15 protein-coding genes are annotated in these 13665 nt (G+C 55.5%); 1 reads left to right on the forward strand and 14 read right to left on the reverse strand.

Features of this window, described 5'->3' with window-relative positions:
- Positions 1 to 7 precede the first annotated feature (7 nt).
- The 8 genes from KNP60_RS07665 to KNP60_RS07700 all read right to left on the reverse strand — a co-directional run bounded on the left by KNP60_RS07665 (position 8) and on the right by KNP60_RS07700 (position 5762).
- Positions 8 to 595, reverse strand: a complete 588-nt coding sequence (locus tag KNP60_RS07665; RefSeq protein WP_214797242.1) for an HD domain-containing protein — start codon at positions 593 to 595, stop codon at positions 8 to 10.
- Positions 595 to 1269, reverse strand: a complete 675-nt coding sequence (locus KNP60_RS07670) for a metal-dependent hydrolase (protein ID WP_214797243.1) — start codon at positions 1267 to 1269, stop codon at positions 595 to 597. Before KNP60_RS07670 ends, KNP60_RS07665 begins: the two co-directional genes overlap by 1 nt.
- Before the next feature lie 39 nt (positions 1270 to 1308).
- Entirely contained in the window at positions 1309 to 2031 is a 723-nt protein-coding gene (locus tag KNP60_RS07675) for an amino acid ABC transporter ATP-binding protein (RefSeq protein WP_214797244.1), read from the reverse strand.
- Entirely contained in the window at positions 2028 to 2687 is a 660-nt protein-coding gene (locus tag KNP60_RS07680) for an amino acid ABC transporter permease (RefSeq protein WP_034777942.1), read from the reverse strand. The genes KNP60_RS07675 and KNP60_RS07680 overlap by 4 nt, the downstream gene beginning before the upstream one ends.
- 57 nt (positions 2688 to 2744) lie before the next feature.
- Positions 2745 to 3533 (reverse strand): transporter substrate-binding domain-containing protein, encoded by a 789-nt coding sequence (locus KNP60_RS07685; protein ID WP_034777944.1) that lies wholly within the window; start codon positions 3531 to 3533, stop codon positions 2745 to 2747.
- A 184-nt stretch (positions 3534 to 3717) separates the two neighbouring features.
- Complete coding sequence (locus tag KNP60_RS07690) at positions 3718 to 4059, reverse strand: DUF952 domain-containing protein (protein ID WP_021067681.1); 342 nt, start codon at positions 4057 to 4059, stop codon at positions 3718 to 3720.
- Positions 4060 to 4114: 55 nt separating this feature from the next.
- Positions 4115 to 4543 (reverse strand): BrxA/BrxB family bacilliredoxin, encoded by a 429-nt coding sequence (locus KNP60_RS07695; RefSeq protein ID WP_034777946.1) that lies wholly within the window; start codon positions 4541 to 4543, stop codon positions 4115 to 4117.
- Positions 4544 to 4577: 34 nt separating this feature from the next.
- Positions 4578 to 5762 carry a class I SAM-dependent methyltransferase gene (locus KNP60_RS07700; protein ID WP_214753141.1) on the reverse strand — a complete coding sequence of 395 codons (1185 nt, stop codon included), beginning with the start codon at positions 5760 to 5762 and terminating at the stop codon, positions 4578 to 4580.
- Between the two features lie 99 nt (positions 5763 to 5861).
- Between KNP60_RS07700 and KNP60_RS07705 the strand changes: the two genes are divergently transcribed.
- Positions 5862 to 6638, forward strand: a complete 777-nt coding sequence (locus tag KNP60_RS07705; protein ID WP_214753139.1) for a sporulation protein — start codon at positions 5862 to 5864, stop codon at positions 6636 to 6638.
- An 83-nt stretch (positions 6639 to 6721) separates the two neighbouring features.
- On the opposite strand, the gene KNP60_RS07710 is transcribed toward KNP60_RS07705, so the two are convergent.
- The 6 genes from KNP60_RS07710 to KNP60_RS07735 are packed head-to-tail and all read right to left on the reverse strand — an operon-like array spanning position 6722 to position 13660.
- Positions 6722 to 8044: a dihydrolipoamide acetyltransferase family protein gene (locus KNP60_RS07710; RefSeq protein WP_214797245.1), complete on the reverse strand. Its 1323-nt coding sequence runs from the start codon at positions 8042 to 8044 to the stop codon at positions 6722 to 6724.
- Between the two features lie 11 nt (positions 8045 to 8055).
- Complete coding sequence (locus KNP60_RS07715) at positions 8056 to 9033, reverse strand: alpha-ketoacid dehydrogenase subunit beta (protein ID WP_034777955.1); 978 nt, start codon at positions 9031 to 9033, stop codon at positions 8056 to 8058.
- Complete coding sequence (locus KNP60_RS07720; RefSeq protein ID WP_034779950.1) at positions 9033 to 10031, reverse strand: thiamine pyrophosphate-dependent dehydrogenase E1 component subunit alpha; 999 nt, start codon at positions 10029 to 10031, stop codon at positions 9033 to 9035. Before KNP60_RS07720 ends, KNP60_RS07715 begins: the two co-directional genes overlap by 1 nt.
- 21 nt (positions 10032 to 10052) lie before the next feature.
- Positions 10053 to 11462, reverse strand: coding sequence for a dihydrolipoyl dehydrogenase (gene lpdA, locus KNP60_RS07725; protein ID WP_214797246.1), 1410 nt, complete (start codon positions 11460 to 11462; stop codon positions 10053 to 10055).
- Entirely contained in the window at positions 11446 to 12537 is a 1092-nt protein-coding gene (buk, locus tag KNP60_RS07730; protein WP_214797247.1) for a butyrate kinase, read from the reverse strand. The genes lpdA and buk overlap by 17 nt, the downstream gene beginning before the upstream one ends.
- 1 nt (position 12538) lies before the next feature.
- Complete coding sequence (locus KNP60_RS07735) at positions 12539 to 13660, reverse strand: Glu/Leu/Phe/Val family dehydrogenase (protein ID WP_214753129.1); 1122 nt, start codon at positions 13658 to 13660, stop codon at positions 12539 to 12541.
- Between the last annotated feature and the right edge of the window lie 5 nt (positions 13661 to 13665).

Raw genomic sequence — 13665 nt, forward strand, 5'->3', positions numbered from 1 at the left:
GGCCGTTTCATATGTCTTGTCCCGTCCATTCCGCTTCGAACCTGTCCAAAAATGAGACCATGAATGCGTGGCGTTCCCGGGCAATCTGTCGTGCCCGTTCCGTATGCATCCCATCCGCGAGCCGGAGCAACTTATCATCGAAGTGGGCGACCGCACTTGTCGCATCGTTCGGGTCATATAAAGCCGTTCCGCGTGACCCCGCGAATTGGAACGTGCGGGCGATGCCGATCGCCCCAATCGCGTCGAGTCGATCCGCATCTTGCAGGATGGCACTTTCCAACGTCGATGGACTTCTATGTTTCGAGAACGATGTCTCACCGATGATCGTCAGGACGTGCGCCCGTCGATTCGGATCGAGCGCTAACGTGTCCAAGTGACGCGCGACGAGCCCCGCCTCGCGACCAAGCTTCTCATCCTCGACGTCGTGCAAGAGCGCCGCAAGCGTCAAGACAAGCCGATCGACGTCTCCCCCTTCGGCGAGATGCATGGCTAAGCGGCGCACCCGCTCGAGGTGGGCCATGTCATGACCGGTACAGTCCCCGGAATGCAGCGCCGCCACGTACCGTTCGGTCTCGAGTACTGCTGGTTGCGTCATCAAATCTCGATTGTCGTGTTCGGCTCGATCAAGAGGCCGCGTTGGTGCAGTTGATCGCAGAAAGCCTGTGCGTCTTGTTTGATGGGTGGGAACGTATCAAAGTGAATTGGTACGACCCGTTTCGCTTGGAGCCAGTGCGCGGCATCGAGTGCGTCGACCGGTCCCATCGTGAAGTTGTCACCGATCGGGAGGAACGCGACGTCGATATCGAACCGCTCCCCGTACAGTTTCATGTCCGAGAACAGGGCCGTGTCCCCGGCGTGATACACCGTGAGCGCCTCTGTCTCGATGATGAACCCGCCCGGCATACCCATGTAGACCGGGACGTCCCCCATATCAAGACTCGAGCTATGGAACGCCTGCGTCATCGTGACGCGACCGAACGAAAACGAATGGCCGCCCCCGATGTTCATCCCGTGGACCGAATAGCCTTTTTTCTCATAATACGTCGCCAGTTCGTGCGTCGCGACGATTGTCGCGCCCGTCTGTTTCGCGATCAGTTCCACGTCTTCGATATGGTCGAAATGAGCGTGGGTGAGCAGGATATAGTCTGCTTTGACGCTCGCCGGGTCGACGTCCGTATGCGGGTTGCTCGTCAGGAACGGGTCGATCAAGACGGATGTCCCGTCGATATCGAGTTGTACGGTCGCATGGCCATAGTAGGTGATCTTCATAGAAATCCTCCCTTTCTGTTATCAGATGGAATCTTTCACTTATAATACTTTTTCTAAGAAGCGTTTTGCGCGGTCGGTCTGCGGGTTGAGGAGCAGGTCGGCCGGTTTGCCTTCCTCCATCAAGATGCCTTCGTCGAGGAAGAGGACACGGTCCGCCACTTCACGGGCAAAGCCCATCTCGTGCGTGACGACGACCATCGTCATCCCAGACTCGGCGAGCCCTTTCATGACATCGAGCACTTCGTTGACCATCTCTGGGTCGAGCGCTGACGTCGGCTCATCGAACAACATGACGTTCGGCTCCATGGCGAGCGCCCGGGCGATCGCGACCCGTTGCTTCTGTCCACCTGACAGTTGACTCGGGTAAGCGTCAATCTTCTCCGATAATCCGACGCGTTCGAGGAGCTTTTTCGCCCGTTCGATCGCTTCGGCCTTGCTCACTTTCAAGACGTTGATCGGCGCGTACGTCAAATTGTCGAGCACGCTCATATGCGGGAACAAGTTGAACTGTTGGAACACCATGCCGATGTTTTGACGAGCCTTCGAGACGTTCGCCCCTTTTTTCGTGAGCTCATAGCCGGCGACGCTGACCGTGCCGGACGTCGGCACTTCAAGCATGTTCAAGCAACGGAGGAACGTCGATTTCCCGGAACCGGACGGACCGATGACGGCGACGACTTCCCCTTTCTCAATCGATGTCGTAATGCCTTTGAGGACCTCGAGGTCACCAAATTGTTTGTATAAATCCTTTACTTGTATCATCTGCCATCACTCTTTCTAAGCCGTTTTTCTAGACGTTGACCAAGATACGTCAACACCATCACTATTGTAAAGTATATCACACCGGCAAACAGGAGCGGTTCAAAGTAGATCGCCTTTTGCCCACCGACGATTTGCGCCCGACGCATGATGTCGAGCACACCGACCGTCGAGACGAGCGCCGATTCTTTCGTGAGCGTGATCATCTCATTGACGAGGGCCGGCAAGATGTTTTTGAACGCCTGCGGCAAGATGATTGACCGCAGTTGTTTGACGTACGGGACGCCGAGGGCATCCGACGCTTCCCACTGGCCTTTATCGACCGCTTGAATCCCGGCCCGAATGATTTCCGAGATATACGCCGCCGAGTTGAGTGAGAAGGCGATGACGGCCGACTGATACGGCGTCGTGATATAACCGGTCAATTGCGGTAACCCGAAGTGGATGATCGCGAGTTGCAAGATGAGCGGTGTCCCGCGGAACACGGCCGTGTAGGCGTGCCCGATGAAGTTGACGAGACGGTTTGGGACGATCTTGAATGTGGCGACGACGACCCCGAGCGTGATCCCGAGCAAGGCCGAGACGAGCACGACTTGAAACATGACCGGGATCCCTTCGAGAATATACGGGATAGAATCATAAATCCGACTAAAATCCATTGTGAGTTCCTCCTAAAAAAAGGCTGACTGATATTTTCAGTCAGCCTTCTTCAATCTTTATTCAGCTGGTGCTGCTTCTTGTTCGAACCATTTTTGTGCCAACTTCTCGATGTCTCCTGAATCGATCATCTTGTTCAATTCTTCATTGAATTGATCGCGAAGCTCATCGTCCTTACGGAAGGCGGCGGCAGAACCGGCCTCTTCTTCATCGACGATTTCAAACGTTGAAAGTTCGCTGTCTTGGTCGAGATATTTCTTCGCGACCGTGTCCTCGATGACCATCGCATCGATGCGGCCTGTCTTGATTTCCTGGATGATCTCCGGAATCTTGTTCAAGGCGACGATTTCAGCGCCCGGGATTTGCTCTTTGGCAATCCCTTCTTGAATCGAACCGAGCTGGACCCCGACTTGTTTTCCGTCCAAGTCTTCAAGCGATTGGATGGCATCCCCTTTTGACAAAATCAAGTTCTTCGCCGTGAAGTAGATGTCTGAGAAATCAGCGTTCTCTTTCCGCTCTTCCGTCGGCGTCATCCCTGCCATGACGAAATCGACACGACCGGCGTTGAGCGCTCCGAGCAGGCTCCCGAAGTCCATGTCTTCAATTTTCAATTCGTAGCCCATGTTCTCGGCCACTTGCTTGGCGATGTCGATATCGAAACCGACGATCTCGTCGCCGTTCGCCGTATCGACGAACTCATATGGGAAGTAGTCCGCACTCGTCCCCATGACGATGACTTTATCCTCCTCATCGGTCGACGTCGAACCTCCTTCGTTCACGTCTGCCCCACAAGCTACCGTGAAAGCGGCAAGACTTGCGATACATAATGCTAGAAAACCTTTTTTCATATTCATCGTCCCTTTCTTCATATAGGATGAAATTATCAGAACTTTAACAAAATTATGACATATACGTGAATAGTGCTCAACTGTTCTTCAACTCATCATATGTCCGACTTGTTCTTCAACCACTATATACACATAATTATTACTTGTAAAGTATATTCATGCATAAAATATAAAAAAAATACGGTCACATTCGCTCGTAAGCAAAATAAGTGACCGTACCGTTGTCGCGAGAGCCGTAGGGCTGCACCCGTTTGACCGACGCGATCGGGATGGCGCTATACACGTGGGGATAGCGTTCCCCGTCCTCGTCAAACTCGTAGTGGAGCAGGCTGCCGAGACGTCCGACATGGAACGAGACGAGCACGACTCGCTCCCCATGATAATGTCGACGCACGAATTTGCCGATCTGTTGCGGGGTGCAACAACGAATATAACCTTCCGTCTGGAGGGTCGGCTCGTTGATCTCGCCGCGCGACAAAGCAATCGTATATTCGGCCTCGCTCATGATTTTGACGACTGGTTCCATCTCATCGATCCCTTCTTAAGGAAAAGCGCAAAGGCAATGCCTCTGCGCTCACTTCTTAGGCGTAGTAAATATCGAACAACGTCTGTAACTGCTCGACGAGCTCTTCGGCCGTCGATGACTCGATCGTGCTCCGTTCGACCATCGTGACGATATTGCCGTCTTCTAACAGCGCGATCGATGGTGACGACGGGGCGTAACCTTCGAAGTATTCACGGGCCCGGTCCGTCGCTTCACGGTCTTGACCCGCGAACACAGTCACGAACTGGTCCGGTTTGACGCCTTCCATCTTGTTCACGTACGCTGCTGCCGGACGAGCGATGCCACCAGCACAGCCACATACCGAGTTGACGAGCACGAGCGTTTTGCCTTCTTTTGTTAACGCCGCGTCGACTTCTTCCGGTGTCGTGAGTTCTGTGTACCCTGCAGCGCGTACCTCATTGCGAGCTTGTTCGACTACATCTTGAAAGTATAATTGAAAATCCATATTGTTTCCCCTTTCGACTTACGTCTGTTCTTTCTTATTTTACGTCTAGTGGATCGGTTAGGACAAGTCTATCGCTCAATTGTCCTTCGAGGAACGGTGTCGCGTTCAACAGCGTCTTGAAGGCCACATAGCGGGCCCGCGCTTCAGCGGTCGCTTCCCGGTTCGTCAAATAGGCCCGGATGAGGATGTTCTTCGGCGTGTGCTCCATGTCGATGAACTCGAGCAGTTGCGCCTCATAGCCGACGAGTCCAAGTAATTCGGCCCGAATCGAATCGGTGGCGAGCGCCGCGAACCGTTCTTTGATGAGCCCATGCTGCAACATGACGTCGAGGCTCGGCGCCTCGAGTTGACGATTCAATTCTTTTTGACAACAAGGGACGCTCAAGATGACTTTAGCTCCCCAGCGAACGGCCCGGGCGAGCGCCATGTCCGTCGCGACGTCACAGGCATGAAGCGTGACGACCATATCGACCGCCGTCTCGCCTTCGAACTCGTTGATGTCCCCGACGAGAAACTCGAGGCGCTCATAGCCGAGGTCACGGGCAATCCCGGCACATTCTTCGATGACTTCTTTCTTCAAATCGAGCCCTGTGATATGGACGTCATAGCCTTTCATTTCATGCAAGAAGTGATAGAGGGCGAACGTCAAATATGACTTCCCTGAGCCGAAATCGAGAATCCGGACGGTCCGGTCGGTCGGTAAATGTTTGATTGAGTCTTCGATAAACTCGAGGAAGCGGTTGATTTGTTTGAACTTGTCGTATTTTTGACGCTTCACTTTTCCGTCCTCGGACTGGACGCCGAGGCGGATGAGGAACGGTACCGGTTCATCGAGCGGTAACAAATACTGCTTCTCGCGGTTATGGCTCAGCTTCACTTGTTTGACGGCCGTCTCACGTTCTTTGAACGTCACTTTGAACTTTTTAGACAGTTGAAAGTGGACCTCGGACGCCGTCAACTGGAACTGACCTTGGCGGAACGTCTCGAGCAATTCATCGAGCTCGATGACCGCCTCGTCCGGTGTGAGATTTTTATGTTTCATCACCCGTTCAAATTGGTATTCGAACTGTATATGGTACTCGCCTTTCAACAGGACCGGCTTCAATTTGACCCGGCGCAAATCGTTCGACTTTTGACGTGGTTGGCTGACTGTCGCCGTCACGAGCTCGTTCTGGCGAATCACATCAGCGAGTCGCTGTTTTAACTCTGTATATTCCACTGCGTTCATCCTTTTTTCAATAGTTTCGAAACTTTTAGTCACGTGTATTCGTACATACTATTACACGAACACGTGCAAACGTCAAAGGAGGATTATTGTATGTTCAAAAAGTTATTATCATCGATTGGAATCGGCGCCGCGACGGTCGATACACGGCTCGCGGAGAACGCCTGTGTGCCAGGCGGGACGCTCGATGGTGTCGTCCATATCAAGGGCGGCAGTACCGAGCAATCGGTCGACCGGATTTACATCTTCTTCAACACGCTCTATAAACATGAGGTGAATGACAAGACGACGTACTCGACGTTCACGATTGAGAAGATCTTGTTGAACGAGGCGCCGTTCATGATTGGTCCCGAAGAAGTGAAGGAAATCCCGTTCACGATCGACGTGCCGTTCAACACGCCGATTTCGGTCAGCCAATCGAAATCGTGGATTGAGACCGGTCTCGATATCGCCCAGGCCGTCGACCCGAAAGACGAGGACTCGATTCTCGTCAAACCGAACCACGCTCAACAGGTCGTCCTCGACGTGCTCGATGACATCGGTTTCCGCTTGAAAAAAGCTGATACGGAGATGCTCCCGGCCCGCCATCGTTCGGGCCGTCTCCCGATCGCCCAAGAGCTCGAATACTCGCCGAACGGGACGAGCTATGGACGCAAACTCGATGAGCTTGAAGTCGTCATGCTTCAAACGGAGTCGTCTCTAGACTTATTGATTCAAGTCGACAAGAGCGTCCATAATCTAGGCAGCCTGTTCGCCGACTTGACGGGGACCGACGAGTCGACGCACCGACTCAGCTATACGAACACCGAGCTCGCCTCGCCCGAACGGATTCGCCGCGATCTCGAGGCATTGATTGAACGTTCCATCTGAACCATGTTGCCACGGACAATTCCCGTGGCTTTTTTTATTTTTCATATAAAAAGTCCTGCCTTCGACTGAAGGCAGGACGTGAATCAATAGAGCGTATACGTGTCTGGATCGATCGATTCGAGCGACTGCTTGATCGCCTGCAAGAATTGACCGGCGACGAGACCGTCGAGGACGCGGTGGTCGACCGACATACACAAGTTGACCATGTCACGCGCCGCGAACATCCCATTCACCCAAACCGGACGTTTCACGATCGACTCGACCGACAGGATGGCCGCTTGCGGATAGTTCAAGATCGGTGCCGATTGAATCGAACCGAACGCACCCGTGTTGTTGATCGTGAACGTGCCGCCGCGCATCTCGTCCGCTTTCAAACGGTTGCCGCGGGCACGGGCCGCCACGTCTTGAAGGGCGACGGCGAGCCCTTTGATGTTCTTCTCGTCCGCATGTTTGATGACCGGGACGTAGAGGGCGTCGTTCGCTGCGACGGCGACCGACAGATGGATATCTTGATGGACTTTGATGTGATCGCCCGCCCATTCCGAGTTCATCATCGGATGTTTTTTCAACGCCTCGATCGCCGCCTTCATGAAGAACGGCATGAATGTCAGTTTGACACCTTCGCGCTTGAAGAACTCGTCTTTCAACTTGGCCCGGGCTGAGACGAGGTTCGTCACATCGACCTCGATCATGAGCCACGCATGCGGGGCCTCATGTTTCGAGCGGACCATGTTGTTGGCGATCGCTTGACGGACACCGGCTGTCGGAATCAATTCGACGCGGTCCGTTGAGACGTCAGCAGAAGTCGTAGCAGCTGGCGTTACAGCCGGGGCAGCAACTGTTTCAGGCACTTCGAGCTTCACTTGGGTCATCGTCTCTTGGACTGGCGCCTGCGTCGCTGCTTCCGGTTTGACCGGACGGCCTTCTGACAAGTAGCGGAGGACATCTTTGCGCGTGATGCGACCACCGAGGCCGCTGCCGTTGAGCTCGTTCAAGTCGATCGCATTCTCATTGGCGAGTCGGATGACCGCCGGCGAGAAACGTCCATTATTCTGTTTTCGCGGGGCGGACGACGAGGCAGTGACCGCTTGTTTCGTCTCGACCGGGGCCGATTCGACTTGTGCCGGTTCTGCTTTCGGTTCTGCTTTTGCCGGTGTAGACTCGGCACCTTCGACTTCCATGATGAGGACTGGCGTGCCGACGGCGACCGTGTCCCCTTCACTGATTAACATTTCTTTCACGACGCCGGCACTCGTCGCCGGGATCTCAGCCGTCACTTTATCGGTCATGACCTCGGCGAGCGGCTCATACTCCTCGACGCGGTCACCTGGTTTGACGAGAAACGTCGTGATCGTCCCCTCGGTGACACTTTCCCCGAGCTGTGGCATTTTAATTGTCTGTTCCATATGACCCCTCCTTAAAAGGCGGCGAGCTGACGTGCCCGCTCCGCGATTTTTTCAGGGGAGACGATGAAGAACTTCTCCATCGGTGGTGCGTACGGCATCGACGGAACGTCCGGTCCCGCCAGACGTTCGATCGGCGCATCGAGTTCAAATAGTGCTTTCTCAGCGATGATGGCCGCGACTTCCCCGATGATGCTGCCTTCTTTATTGTCCTCGGTGACGAGGAGCACTTTCCCGGTTTTCTTGACGGCTTCAACGATGGCGTCTTGGTCGAGCGGATAAATTGTGCGCAAATCGAGGATGTGCGTGCTGACCCCTTCGGCTTCAAGCGTCTTCGCCGCTTCCTGGGCCATGTGGACGCACAGACCGTACGTGATGATCGTGATGTCGTCACCTTCCCGCTTGACGGCGGCCTTGCCGATCTCGACCGTATACTCTTCGGTCGGGAGTTCCGACTTCAATAGACGATACGCCCGTTTGTGCTCAAAGAAGAGGACCGGGTCGTTCGAACGAATGGCTGCCTTGAGCAATCCTTTCGCATCGACCGGATCGGACGGGATGACGACCTTGAGTCCAGGCGTCGAGTTGAACATCGCCTCGACCGATTGAGAGTGATAGAGCGCACCATGGATTCCGCCGCCGAACGGTGCACGGATGACCATCGGGCACGTCCAATCGTTATTTGAACGATAGCGGATTTTCGCCGCTTCCGAGACGATTTGGTTGACCGCCGGCATGATGAAGTCGGCGAATTGCATTTCGGCAATCGGACGCATGCCATACATTGCCGCCCCGATTCCGACACCTGCGATCGCGCTCTCGGCGAGCGGCGCATCGATGACGCGGTCCTCGCCGTACTTCTCAATCAAGCCTTGGGTCGCGCGGAACACACCGCCTCGGACGCCGACATCTTCCCCGAGCACGAAGACGTTCTCATCGCGTTCCATCTCTTCATGGATCGCTTCATTGATCGCTTCAATAAACGTTTTCATCACATTTCCTCCTCGTACACATGGTCCATCGTCGATTCAGGAGACGCATATGGTGCCTTGTCGGCGTACGCAGTCGCCTCATTGACTTCACGATCGACGTTCGCCTCGATCTCTGCGAGTTCTTCCTCGGTCATGACGCCATCCTCGATCAAACGCTTCCGGAACAATTGATTCCCGTCGCGATTTTTAAGGTCAGCCAACTCTTCGACCGAGCGGTACGCTTTGTCATCGTCATCCGACGAGTGCGGTACGAGACGTTCGACTTCGGCTTCGATGAGCGTCGGGCCTTCGCCGCGAAGAGCGCGGGCGCGGGCTTCTTTCACGGCGACATAGACGGCAATCGGATCTGTCCCATCGACCGTGACGCCCGGCATCCCGTAACCTTTGGCGCGGTCCGATACGCGCTCACAAGCGAGTTGCTTCGAGAGCGGTACCGAGATGGCGTATTTGTTGTTCTCACAGAACAAAATCACAGGCAACTTATGCACGCCCGCGAAGTTTGCACCTTCGTGGAAGTCGCCTTGGTTCGATGAGCCTTCTCCAAACGATACGAATGTGACGAGCTCTTCTTTTTTCAGTTTGGCGGCGAGCGCCACACCGACCGCATGCGGTACTTGCGTCGTCACCGGAGACGAACCCGTCACGATGCGGTGCTGTTTTGAACCGAAATGCCCTGGCATCTGACGACCGCCCGAGTTCGGGTCTTCCGCCTTGGCGAACGCCGACAACATCAAGTCGCGAGCCGTCTGTCCGAAGTGGAGGACAACGGCGACATCGCGGTAATACGGGAGAATATAGTCCGTCCCTTTTTCGAGCGCGAACGCTGCCCCGACTTGGGCCGCCTCTTGTCCTTGACACGAGACGACGAACGGGATTTTTCCGGCACGGTTCAATTTCCACATGCGCTCATCGATTTTACGGGCGCGGACCATCGTCTCGTACATCGCACCGAGGTCTTGTTTCGTCAATCCTAGTTCCTCATATGAATTCACAGTCATCTGTTCCATTCTGTTTCCTCCTTAGGCGTGAATCGGTAATCCGTCAACGGCCAGTGCCGCTTCTTGGAACGCTTCGCTCAGCGCCGGGTGAGGATGGACGAGTTGGCCCATTTCCCATGCCGTGGCGTTCAAGACGAGAGCGAGTCCGCCTTCTGTGATCAATTCTGTCGCTTTTGGCCCGACGATATGCACACCGAGCAGGTCGTCGGTCGACTTGTCGGACACGAGCTTGACGAATCCGTCCGCCTGTCCTTCGATGCGGGCCTTGCCGAGACCGTTGAAACGATACGTGCCCGTCTTCACTTCATGACCGGCCGCTTTGGCCGCTTCCTCGGTCATGCCGACCGATGCGACTTCCGGCACCCCGTAGACGCAACGCGGAATCAACACATAATCGAGCGGAGTCGGCTCGTGACCGAGAATCGTCTCGACCGCCTTGACACCTTCCGCTGAGGCGACATGGGCGAGCTGGAGCTTGCCGATGCAGTCCCCGATGGCGAAGATGTGACGTTCTTTCGTCCGATACTGCTCATCGACTTGGATGACACCGTTCTCGACGACAATCGATGTGTTCTGTAACCCGAGATGTTCCGTATGGGCGACCCGTCCGACCGAGACGAGCACACACTCGACCGAGATCGTCTCTTCGCCGACCGCGAGCGAGACGGCATCGGTTGCTACTTCTGTACGCTCCGGATTGACAGTGACGTTCTTCAACACACGGACGCCCCGTTTTTTCAGGAGTCGTTCGACTTCCCGTGACACCGCCTTGTCTTCGAGCGGCAACAGTCGCTCTCCGACTTCGATCAAGGTGACGTCAACGTCGAGGTCGATGAGCATCGAGGCCCATTCGACACCGATGACCCCACCGCCAACGATGGCGATCGATGCCGGCAACTGTTCGAATTGGAGCAGGTCGTCCGAGTTTAAAATCCGTGTATGGTCAAACGGCAGACCAGGCAGTTCGCGCGGAATCGACCCCGTCGCGATGATGAGCTGGTTCGGCAAGATGAGCTCAGACTCGCCCGAGCTGTCCTCGACCGCGACCGTTCCCGGCTGCGGCGAGAAGATGCTCGGCCCTAAAATCGAGGCCTTGCCGCGGAATACCTCAATCTTGCCTTGTTTCATCAAGTGCTCGATGCCTTTCTCAAGCCCTGCGACCAAATCGCGTTTGAACGACTGGGCGCGTTCCATGTTGAACGTGACCGTTCCCGTCTCGACGCCGTAGGCGCTCCCATGTTTCGCCGTCTGATAGACGTGGGCCGCTTTCAACAACGCCTTCGTCGGGATGCATCCTTTATGTAGACATGTCCCGCCGAGTTTCTCGGCCTCCACGATTGCGACAGTTTTACCGGCTTGGGCCGCCTTGATGGCCGCGACATATCCGCCAGGACCGCCGCCGATGACGACGATCTCAAATTCTCGTGCCATGTGTATCCCCCTCATATTCTCGAACTGCTTCTTCTTGTCGGATGGCCCGGAGTGCGCCTTCGGCGAGTGCCTTCAACTCATCTTCACCAGGATAGATGTGGACCGGCGCCAAATAGCCGACGCGCGCACTGATTTGCTCGGTCAGCCAAGTCGAATAGGCGATGCCGCCCGTCAATAGAATCGCGTCGACGTCACCAAATAAGGTGGCGCCATGTTTGGCGATCTCTTGGGCGACCCGGTACGCCATCGTCTCGTAAAGGAGTGCGGCTTGCTCATCACCGTCTGCCATCCGCTGTTCGATTTCGATCGCGTCGAACGTCCCGAGGTGGGCAAACAGACCTCCGCGTCCGACGATTTTCTGTTTCATTTCCGACTCTTTATACCTGGTACTATAACATAGTTCTACTACCTGTCCAACAGGAATCGAACCGGCTCGTTCCGGCGCGAGCGGTCCGTCGCCATCGAGTCCGTTGTTCACATCGATGACTGTCCCTTTGGCATGGGCACCGACCGTGATGCCGCCTCCGAGGTGAGCGATGATCAGGTTAAGCTCTTTGTAATCGCTTCCATTTTCGGCGGCAAAACGCTTCGCGACCGCCTTTTGGTTCAAGGCGTGGAAGATGCTGCGTCGGTTGATTTCAGGCATTCCCGTTGGTCGCGCGAGCGGTCCGAGCTCGTCGACGACTACTGGATCAACGATAAAATTCGGTACTTGAAATAATTCGCCGAGCTTGTGGGCGAGCAAACCGCCTAAGTTCGAGGCGTGCATGCCGAAACGTCCGCTCGCCAAGTCTTCCCGCATGAGCGGATTGACGGCGTACGTCCCCGACGTCATCGGGGCAAGCAAGCCACCGCGACCGACGATCGCGGACAAGTCCTCGCCCGCGATGCCCGTCTCGGCCAACAAGGCCCGTACTTCCCGTTCCCGATGCGACAGTTGCTCCGGAATTGACAATCCTGTGACGTCGGCCCCATGACGGACGGTCCGAGACATGATCTCGACCGCTCCGTCAAACAAGCCGACCTTCGTCGAAGTCGAACCAGGGTTGATGGCAAGAATGAGCTGTCTTGTCATTTTAGCGACCACCTAACAGACTCTTTTCGACTTTCAAGAACTGGCTGCGTGAACGTGCCATCATCTGAATGCGCTCTTCAGCCATCTTCTCGGCCGCGACGTGGGTCGGGACACCGTCCCGTTCGGCAATCTCGAAGACGCGCTGCATGTTGTCGTAAATGAGCTCGACTTTCTTCATCGCCCGCTCGCGGTTATAGCCTTCGAGCTCGTCGGCCACGTTGATGACACCGCCCGCGTTGATGACGAAGTCTGGGGCGTAAAGGATACCGCGCTCCTCGAGCACGTCCCCGTGACGATCCTCAGCGAGCTGGTTGTTGGCCGCTCCGGCGACGATTTGGGCTTTGAGCATCGGAATCGTCTTGTCATTGATGACCGCACCGAGCGCACACGGGGCGAAGATGTCACAATCGACCGCATAAATCTCGTCCGGCTTGACGACCGTCGCGCCGAAGTCCGTCTCGGCCCGTTTGAGCGCCTCTTCGTTGATGTCGGTGACGACCAAGTGTGCCCCTTCCTCGTGCAAGTGGCGGCACAAGTTATAGGCGACGTTCCCGACCCCTTGGACGGCGACCGTCTTGCCAGCAAGTGAGTCCGAGCCGAATTTCCATTTGGCTGCCGCCTTCATGCCGCGGTATACGCCATACGCCGTCACCGGTGACGGGTTGCCGCTCGATCCGAACGCCGGGCTGACACCGGTCACGTAATCAGTCTCCATGTGGATGAAGTCCATATCGGCGACCGTCGTATTGACGTCCTCGGCCGTGATATAACGGCCGCTGAGCGATTGGACGTAACGGCCGAATGCACGGAACAACGCCTCTGATTTATCCGTCTTCGCATTGCCGATGATGACGGCCTTCCCGCCACCAAGGTTGAGTCCCGCCGCCGCGTTCTTGTACGTCATCCCTTTGGCGAGACGGAGAACGTCCGTGAGCGCCTCTTCTTCTGAAGCGTAGTTCCACATCCGTAGCCCCCCGAGAGCCGGTCCGAGCGTCGTATCATGAATCGCGATAATCGCCTTCAATCCCGACGCCTGATCTTGACAGAAGACGATCTGCTCATAGTCTTCAGCCTGTAAGACGTCGAAAATACGAAAGCGTGGTTCCATGTTAGTTTCCATCATTGATG

The organism is Exiguobacterium sp. s5 (assembly GCF_018618075.1).
Taxonomy (GTDB): Bacteria; Bacillota; Bacilli; order Exiguobacteriales; family Exiguobacteriaceae; genus Exiguobacterium; species Exiguobacterium mexicanum_A.

Coding starts and splice junctions, on each gene's coding strand:
- KNP60_RS07665 (WP_214797242.1), bottom strand. CDS start 595: ATGACGCAACCAGCAGTACTCGAGACCGAACGGTACGTGGCGGCGCTG.
- KNP60_RS07670 (WP_214797243.1), bottom strand. CDS start 1,269: ATGAAGATCACCTACTATGGCCATGCGACCGTACAACTCGATATCGAC.
- KNP60_RS07675 (WP_214797244.1), bottom strand. CDS start 2,031: ATGATACAAGTAAAGGATTTATACAAACAATTTGGTGACCTCGAGGTC.
- KNP60_RS07680 (WP_034777942.1), bottom strand. CDS start 2,687: ATGGATTTTAGTCGGATTTATGATTCTATCCCGTATATTCTCGAAGGG.
- KNP60_RS07685 (WP_034777944.1), bottom strand. CDS start 3,533: ATGAAAAAAGGTTTTCTAGCATTATGTATCGCAAGTCTTGCCGCTTTC.
- KNP60_RS07690 (WP_021067681.1), bottom strand. CDS start 4,059: ATGGAACCAGTCGTCAAAATCATGAGCGAGGCCGAATATACGATTGCT.
- KNP60_RS07695 (WP_034777946.1), bottom strand. CDS start 4,543: ATGGATTTTCAATTATACTTTCAAGATGTAGTCGAACAAGCTCGCAAT.
- KNP60_RS07705 (WP_214753139.1), top strand. CDS start 5,862: ATGTTCAAAAAGTTATTATCATCGATTGGAATCGGCGCCGCGACGGTC.
- KNP60_RS07710 (WP_214797245.1), bottom strand. CDS start 8,044: ATGGAACAGACAATTAAAATGCCACAGCTCGGGGAAAGTGTCACCGAG.
- KNP60_RS07715 (WP_034777955.1), bottom strand. CDS start 9,033: ATGAAAACGTTTATTGAAGCGATCAATGAAGCGATCCATGAAGAGATG.
- KNP60_RS07720 (WP_034779950.1), bottom strand. CDS start 10,031: ATGACTGTGAATTCATATGAGGAACTAGGATTGACGAAACAAGACCTC.
- lpdA (WP_214797246.1), bottom strand. CDS start 11,462: ATGGCACGAGAATTTGAGATCGTCGTCATCGGCGGCGGTCCTGGCGGA.
- buk (WP_214797247.1), bottom strand. CDS start 12,537: ATGACAAGACAGCTCATTCTTGCCATCAACCCTGGTTCGACTTCGACG.
- KNP60_RS07735 (WP_214753129.1), bottom strand. CDS start 13,660: ATGATGGAAACTAACATGGAACCACGCTTTCGTATTTTCGACGTCTTA.